The organism is Bradyrhizobium sp. th-b2, assembly GCF_000426785.1.
Taxonomy (GTDB): Bacteria; Pseudomonadota; Alphaproteobacteria; order Rhizobiales; family Xanthobacteraceae; genus Bradyrhizobium; species Bradyrhizobium septentrionale.
The window spans coordinates 1-3,501 of the sequence record NZ_AUGA01000187.1 but is presented as its reverse complement, the minus strand read 5'-3'; the positions used below and the strand labels follow the sequence as shown (position 1 = coordinate 3,501).

3 protein-coding genes and 1 pseudogene are annotated in these 3,501 nt (G+C 57.0%); 1 reads left to right on the top strand and 3 read right to left on the bottom strand.

The features are described from left to right. Positions 1-213 precede the first annotated feature (213 nt). Positions 214-750 carry a GNAT family N-acetyltransferase gene (locus tag K359_RS0147295; RefSeq protein ID WP_029085180.1) on the top strand — a complete coding sequence of 179 codons (537 nt, stop codon included), beginning with the start codon at positions 214-216 and terminating at the stop codon, positions 748-750. Positions 751-1,387: 637 nt separating this feature from the next. Here K359_RS0147295 and K359_RS56435 read toward each other — a convergent pair. From K359_RS56435 to K359_RS0147280, 3 genes and pseudogenes are all read right to left on the bottom strand, one after another. Continuing rightward, complete coding sequence (locus K359_RS56435; protein WP_165125826.1) at positions 1,388-1,855, bottom strand: peptidoglycan-binding protein; 468 nt, start codon at positions 1,853-1,855, stop codon at positions 1,388-1,390. Positions 1,856-2,500: 645 nt separating this feature from the next. Beyond that, on the bottom strand, positions 2,501-2,779 hold the full coding sequence (locus K359_RS60670; protein ID WP_234583936.1) for a transposase: 279 nt from the start codon (positions 2,777-2,779) through the stop codon (positions 2,501-2,503). A gap of 158 nt (positions 2,780-2,937) precedes the next feature. Then, positions 2,938-3,213: pseudogene (locus K359_RS0147280) on the bottom strand (transposase domain-containing protein); the annotation flags it as partial. Between the last annotated feature and the right edge of the window lie 288 nt (positions 3,214-3,501).

The following is a 3,501-nucleotide window of genomic DNA, read 5'->3' as shown; positions in this document are numbered from 1 at the left end:
CATGCTGGCCTCCCTCGCCAGCATGCAGCTTGAATCTGACTCGCGCCGTTTTGGGAATCCCCACCCGATTCATTCCGGTCGGAAAATGCTCTAGAGCGCTGAGTACTGCTTTGGACGACGCAAAGCGAGCGTGTCAGGCGACGCCGGCACATTGGCAAGAAATGTCGGCTTTGTCAGCTTTTTGTCAGCTTGTCTACATAACAACTCGTTGCGATGAGAACCAATTACAACAATGCCTACGGGCAAAGTGTGGACCAGCAGCGCGATGCGTTGGCCGGCACTTCTGGCGCAGATACAACTGCTTTTACGGCCGCTTTAGCTGCTGAAGGGCCAGCCTCTTTCGCTGTTGACAAGAGGACAGGTGAGTCAGTCAGGCTACACAGAGTAAGTAGCAATATTGGCAACGCCCAAAGCGTTTCTTTGTTTTCTGATGCCAATGAACGCAATAAGGTGGGAAGTATGACCGTGGCGCCGGGGCGCGACAATTTGCGAATTCTCACCATAGAGAATGTCGGCCGGTCGAGGTACAAGGGGGTCGGGACGGCTATGATCGCAGTCGCCGATCACATTAGGGAGTCCGCGGGCCTTTCCACGCTATCCCTTCTCTCTCAAGATGAGGGAGCTTCAGAATTTTTCTACAAGAAGGGATTCCGGTTTACGGACGAGGACAAGAATGCGGAAATGCGGACTCTCATTTCCAATCCACGATACGCTCCAGATGAAATCCTTATGGGCGAGATGGAGCGCTAGCATACCTCAGGGGGCAGGGCTGGCCAGGCCCCCTGAGAGAAACCAGTTCATCTATAGTTAAGGCTTGTGCCGGCCGTCATGGATTGGACGGCCGGCCAAGCGCTGGCGGAGAACAGCCGCAACTAAATCTCTGGTGCAGGTGCCGCATTGGGCATCTGACATGGATCCCGACTTTGGGGCCAGGTACTTAGAGTTTTACGCCTGATTGGCGCACCCCGGGGACATGAACAGGCGATGGACATGAACAGGCGATCGCCGCTCGCGGTGGGCCGATCACGAAAATCAGGCGCTGAGCGCCCCTGATTGCGCATTTCATCTCCCCCCGCAACAAGACGCGGATACTGCAACTCTGTTGCTCGGGCGACTTGGTGGGCACGAACCGCGTAGCGGGCGCGTGTGAAACCGTTTCGGAGCCGCAGTTGGATTAGAATTGACTAAGCTACCCAGGATCTCAGCAAGCTACGCCGACACTTCGTTGGTTATGGACGTTCAGCTTTTTATCGGGGCGAGGGCGGGGCCCGAGGACCTTACCCTCATCCCAAAAGGGGCTCTTTGATCCTAACGCTGTTCGCGCGCGCTGGTCGTTGTGACGCTTTTGAACTCCCTTTGCTTCATGTCGAAGTTAAAACGCGCTCGATCAACTCCAGAGGGCGGCCCACGTCTTGGGGCCGACAATTCCGTCAGCCTTCAACGGGGTACCATCGAAATCAACGTGAGATGCCTGGAATACCTTCACCGCAGCCTCAGTGTGCGGGCCAAAATCGCCGTCTACGGCCCCAGGATCAAGCTGAGGGTCCGCATAGTGTTTGAGTATCTCCTGGAGGAGCCTCACACCGCTGCCCTTTGAGCCCTTCTTGACCGTCTCTGGCGTTAGCCTGAACCAAGTCGCCGGCCCCACGATGCCGTCAACTTTTAGGGGAAACGAGAACGCCCAGTCATGCCCTACGGATCGATCAGTTTGATAACTTCTGACCGCCTTTCGGGTCACAGGTCCGAAGATGCCGTCATCTGTTCCGAGAGGAAGATAATATCGCTCAATCAACGCCTTTTGCGCCCTCTTTACCGCATCACCTTTCGAGCCCAGTTTGATGATAGGTTCGGCCATAGCGATCATTCCCTTGGTTGCCTAGTATCATTTGGCATTGTAGCAGCTGGCATTGTAGCAGCGCGAGTGTAGATGCGCGTTCACTAGCGTACCTTACCTGGGAGACTGATCACCTCCTGGATCTGGTGGGGTCTCTGATGAAAATGGCCCGCACACCCGGACCAGCGCATTCGGCCAAGCTTAGAGGCACCAGGAACCCTCATTTCATTGGTGATGCCGCGGCTTAGTTTGATAGAGGCAGTATTATGCCTTATTCACCGTCGTCGAGTCGGTCGTTCTTGGCCCGGCTCGGAACTTCCGAACGAGCAGCTCACTCGGCGATTGGAGACAAAGCTGACATCCAAGGCCAGAGGCGCGGAACGTGCCAATATCAATACGGTGGCGCGAAGTTCGGTACGCCCCTGACCATGGGAGAGGCGGAAAAACGTGGCCAACGACATTGCGGCCTCGGTCATAGCAATGCGATTTGTCGTCGGACGAATCGAGCGTGTTTGGTGTGCGCGATTGCTTCCCATCTCCGCCGGATACTGTTGTAAAACTCGACTGATCTCGATTGCCAGCCTTCGCTGTGACTTCTTGCGCGGTTTGTTGGTTGGGTCTGCTTTTGTTGGGGTATTGTATAGGTAGTTGTGCCCGAGGGGATGCCTACGCCGGGCGAATCGCTGTCCGGGGAGGTGGGACACGACAGAGAAGCTTGGCTAGCCTCCTAAGGTTTTGTGCGGTTGCCGTGGGCAGGACTTCGTCTCTGACGCCGCTCAAGCCCCGCAGCCGGAACCGGTCGAGCCTGAGAACGCGTTTCATGTGCGCAAATCGCATCTCAACCTTCTTGCGCTCCCGGCGCGACTGTTCGAAGGCTTCTGTATTGGCCAAAGCGCGGACGCGATCACGCACATCTTCGTCAAGGTCGCGGGTAATTTTGCGCACGGTTGCGGTCGTGCACTGCGGCTTTAGTGAGCACAGGAGCGATCGTTCTTGCTGGCCCTGTAGTAAGCGATATGACCTTGATCGATATTGCCTGTGCTGGCCAGCTCCGCGCCACCTGGGCAGACATAGATGTTGCGCCCTTGATCAACGGTAAGCGCTTAGCCGCGACCCCGTCGGTGCAAGCTTGACGTCTTGCGGAATCGCCACGGCATGAGGTCTTCGATGCTGCTATGGGGATGGCCGTCGATGATCGTCTCGAGTGTTTCGGCGATGTAGGCGGCCGGGTTGACGTCGTTGAGCTTGCAGGTGGCGACGATCGACGCGAGCAGCGCCCAGTTTTCCGCGCCGACTTCATGACCGGCGAAGAGCGCATTTTTTCTGGTCAGGCAGACTGGCCGGATGGCGTTCTCGACCGGGTTCGTGTCGCATTCCAGAGTCTTCGATACCATCTCGCCGAGCTTGTGCAGCCCTTCACTGCCGCACTTGCCACACGCGCAAGGCATGGGTTCGATGATACGTTCGACCGGCAGGTTATCCGGTAGGGGGCGTCGCGGCGGCCGTGGATTTTGCGCGTGGCGCAATGATCATCGCATGCGCAGCGGCAAGGTCGGCGGGAAGCGCATCGGTGGGCGTCGTCACGAGGGCGAATCAACCATATTCGCGGCAAAAAATCCCGCTGGATTCCTGCCGTGAGTCAAAGAGCCACAGCTTAACCGGAAGCC

Excerpts from the sequence above, each read along its gene's own strand:
- K359_RS0147295 (WP_029085180.1), top strand. The coding sequence starts at position 214 with ATGAGAACCAATTACAACAATGCCTACGGGCAAAGTGTGGACCAGCAG.
- K359_RS56435 (WP_165125826.1), bottom strand. The coding sequence starts at position 1,855 with ATGGCCGAACCTATCATCAAACTGGGCTCGAAAGGTGATGCGGTAAAG.